Annotated in this window: 1 protein-coding gene; it reads right to left on the reverse strand. The window is 69.8% G+C overall.

The window, feature by feature from the left end:
- Window positions 1-24 precede the first annotated feature (24 nt).
- Entirely contained in the window at window positions 25-1,080 is a 1,056-nt protein-coding gene (locus F6X68_RS32635; protein WP_151457831.1) for an IS110 family transposase, read from the reverse strand.
- Window positions 1,081-1,328 lie beyond the last annotated feature (248 nt).

The raw sequence follows: 1,328 nt of genomic DNA on the forward strand, positions 1-1,328 counted from the left end.
GCCATCCCGATGCTCCTATGGAGGTCAAGGGGTGAGGGCGGCGAAGTCTGCGCGTAGGGCGGTGTAGACGTCGCGGACGATGTAGCGCTTGAGGCAGCGGAGGATCTCTTGCTTGCTGAGGCCTTCGGTGATGCGTCGTTGCTGGTAGGCGCGGGTGCGTGGGTCGTAGCGCAGGCGGCAGAGGGCGATGGTGTGTAGGGCGTGGTTGGCGCCGCGGTCGCCTCCTCGGTGGAGGCGGTGGCGGCGCACTCGTCCGGAGCTGGCGGGTATGGGTGCTGCGCCGCAGAGGTGGGCCAGGGCGGCTTCGGAGTGCAGCCGGTCGGGGTTGTCGCCGGCGGTGGTGAGCAGTTGCGCGGCGACGTCGGTGCCGACGCCGAACAGGGCGCTGGTGTGTGGTGCGGCTTGGCGGACCAGGGGTGCCAGCTGCCGGTCGAGAGTGGTGATCTCCTCGGTGAGTGCGACGACCCGTCGGGCGAGTCCGGCCAACGCGGCTGCGGTGGCGTGTTCCGGGTCGTTGAGGCGGGTCGGGTCGATGGTGAGGGCGGTGCAGCGTGTGACCAGGACGGCTCCGCTGAGCTTGGTCAGCTTCGCCCGCAGAACTTCCGGTGCGGCGGCGACCAGGCCGCGCATCTGGTTGATCGCCGCTGTGCGGGCCTTGACTGCCCCTTGGCGGGCTACTCGCAGGGCGCGGATGGCTTCGACCGGGCCGGTGCGGGTCTTGGGCGTGCCCATGGCGGTGCCCGCGAGGGTGGCCCGGGCGGCGGCGATGGCGTCGATCGGGTCGGACTTGCCTTTGGTCCGGCGGGTCCTGCGATCCGGGCGGTCGACCTCGACAACGGTGATCTTTTGGCTGTTCAGGTGGCGGGCCAGGCCGGCGCCGTAGCTGCCGGTGCCCTCGACCCCGACGGCTTTCAGCCGGCCGAACGAGCGCATCCAGGCCAGTAGGTCGGCATAGCCGGCGGCGGTCGCCGGGAACTCAGCGTCGCCCAGGAGCCCGCCCGTGCTGTCGATGACCGCCGCGTGGTGGGTGTCGCGGTGGGTGTCAACACCGCCGATGACCGATCGCTTCTTCGCTGCCATGCTGGTGAGGTCCGCCCTTCTCGGTCGCGTCGAGAACACGTGGACACGTCACCGGTCAGGCGATGCGGACAACACAGTGGTGGGCGCCTCTCGCACAGGCTCCTATCAAGTCACGACGCCTGGCCGGTGACATGCAGTTGTCGGGGTCACCGAGTCGGCCGACGAATCGGGATAAGGACAGCAAGCGTCGGTCTGCCGGTGAGTCAGACCAACCCGGCGACCCACCCCACCATCCTCACTGTCTGCCG

It is taken from the genome of Micromonospora sp. AMSO12t (genome assembly GCF_008806585.1).
Taxonomy (GTDB): domain Bacteria; phylum Actinomycetota; class Actinomycetes; order Mycobacteriales; family Micromonosporaceae; genus Micromonospora; species Micromonospora reichwaldensis.

What these genes read in the sequence shown, in the direction of transcription:
- F6X68_RS32635 (WP_151457831.1), bottom strand. Translation starts at nt 1,080, where the DNA reads ATGGCAGCGAAGAAGCGATCGGTCATCGGCGGTGTTGACACCCACCGC.